The sequence below is a fragment of the Streptomyces sp. NPDC037301 genome (assembly GCF_055602785.1).
Genome location: NZ_JBVJWD010000158.1, coordinates 1 through 2,025, shown reverse-complemented (window position 1 = coordinate 2,025; position 2,025 = coordinate 1). Strand labels below are relative to the sequence as shown.

Below are 2,025 nucleotides of genomic sequence, written 5' to 3'. Positions count from 1 at the left end.
GGGCAGGGTGATTTCAAAGTCCGGGTGAGCTGGTGAAGGTGCTGGTCACGGCGGTATGACGATGCGTGGTGTGCTCGGTCCGTACACAACGAAGCTCCGGTTGATGCCGGTGACCGATCAAGTCGTGCAGATACCCTTCAGGTCATGACCGAGCAAGTCATTTCCCTCGCGTGGCGCTGGACCGCCGAGACGTCGAGCGACAGCACGCATCGCTTCTGTCGGATTCTTGTGACCGCGCCGCCCGGCGAGATCGGCGATCCGGACGCCTGGTCGGTCGTCGGGCTGGTTCAGGGCGCGATCGACGGCATGCTGAAGAAGCTGGCGCCGCAGCCGGTGCTGCACGCCGCGGCCGGCATGGACGCCGCAACGCTGTTCGCCGGCTTGCACGCATGGCACAGCGAAGGCCTGCGGCCGGCGTTCGCCGCAGGCGACGCCGATCCGCGCAGCTACTTCGCGTTGCCCGAGGCTACCGAGCTCTTCGATGCCGAGGAGGCCTATCTCGTGCGCTCGGGCGAAGCCGGCGCCCGCCTGCTGTGGTGCGACTACACGACCAAGGAGGTCCGGGAAGTCGCAGTGGACTTCGATGCTTGCCTTGCAGGCTGGAAGGCCGTGCGCGATGCGATCGGGCAGGATGGCGAGGGCAGCGTTCCGCCATCCGTCGATGCGTCTTGATGCCGACATCGTCGCTGGCCACGGTGATTTCAGCCCGGGTGAGCTGGTGAAGGTGCTGGTCACGGCGGTATGACGATGCGTGGTGTGCCCGGTCCGTACACAACGAAGCTCCGGTTGATGCCGGTGACCGATCAAGTCGCCTGCATGAGCCGGAGCTTCGATGTGCCGCCAGTCTGCCACCGTCTGCCTGATCAAGTCGCCGACCCGTCAGCACCGGGCGATCGGACAACTTTCCCTGCGGCTGCGGACCTTGGCCGATCCGCGCCATCGGCGGGGGAAGCGTCACCCGTTCGTGAGTGTGCTGTTGGTGGCCTGCTCGGCGGTACTGACGGGTGCCCGGTCCTTCGACGCCATCGGCCAGTGGGCGCGGAACGCGCCACAGGACGCGCTGGCCCGGCTCGGGGCCCGGACCGTGACGGTCTTCGGTGTCCGGGTCGCGCCGAGTACGGCAACGATCCGTCGAGTATTGAACACCGCCTGTCCCGGCGGCCTGGCCGATCTGCTCGGCCACGATCCCACCGGGGCTGACACCCTGGCGGTGGACGGCAAGAGCGCCCGCGGTTCGCGCCACGGCGACACGCCAGCCGCCCACCTGCTGGCCGCGATCACCGGCGACGGCCTGACCGTCACCCAGCTGCGCGTGCCGGACAAGACGAACGAGATCACCTGCTTCGCCGACCTGCTGGCGCCCTATGACCTGACCGGCGTCACCGTCACCGCGGATGCCCTGCACTGCCAGCGCGATCACGCCCGGTTCCTCGTCGAGGAGAAGACGGCGCACTACGTCTTCACCGTGAAGCGCAACCAGAAGAACCTGCACGGACAACTCGCCGCCCTGCCCTGGCAGAAGGCGAGCGCGAAGTTCTACGACCGCACCCGTGCACGCGGTCGTCTGGAGACCCGGGTGGTTCAGGTCCTGACCATCGCCGACCTCGGCGTCGACTTCCCCCACGCGGTCCAGGTCGCGAAGATCGTCCGGCACCGCATTCAGCGCACGACTGGCAAGCGCAGCCGCGAGACCCTCTACGTCATCACCGACCTGACCAGCCGCCAGGCATCCCCCGAGCGCATCGCGAAGATTATTCGCTCGCAGTGGACCATCGAGAACCGGCTTCACATCGTCCGGGACACGACCTTCGCCGAGGACGCCTCCAAGATCCGCACCGGACACGGCCCGGACAACATGGCCACCCTCCGCAGCTTCGCCATCAACACCTTGCGAGCCGACGGCCACACGAACATTGCAGCCGGCCTCCGCGCGATGTCCTACGACAGCTTCCGCCGTCCCCTGGACCTCATCGGACTCGCCTGATCTGCACTCACACAAGATCAAGAGACTTTGCAACAGCCCTG

Annotated in this window: 2 protein-coding genes; both read left to right on the top strand. The window is 67.0% G+C overall.

Annotated features, from left to right (window positions below; translation table 11 throughout):
• Nucleotides 1-144: 144 nt before the first annotated feature.
• Nucleotides 145-672 carry a hypothetical protein gene (locus ACZ7IB_RS49065; protein ID WP_470921868.1) on the top strand — a complete coding sequence of 176 codons (528 nt, stop codon included), beginning with the start codon at nucleotides 145-147 and terminating at the stop codon, nucleotides 670-672.
• Between the two features lie 160 nt (nucleotides 673-832).
• On the top strand, nucleotides 833-1,984 hold the full coding sequence (locus ACZ7IB_RS49060; RefSeq protein WP_470921866.1) for an ISAs1 family transposase: 1,152 nt from the start codon (nucleotides 833-835) through the stop codon (nucleotides 1,982-1,984).
• Nucleotides 1,985-2,025 lie beyond the last annotated feature (41 nt).

What these genes read in the sequence shown, in the direction of transcription:
- ACZ7IB_RS49065 (WP_470921868.1), top strand. Translation starts at nt 145, where the DNA reads ATGACCGAGCAAGTCATTTCCCTCGCGTGGCGCTGGACCGCCGAGACG.
- ACZ7IB_RS49060 (WP_470921866.1), top strand. Translation starts at nt 833, where the DNA reads ATGTGCCGCCAGTCTGCCACCGTCTGCCTGATCAAGTCGCCGACCCGT.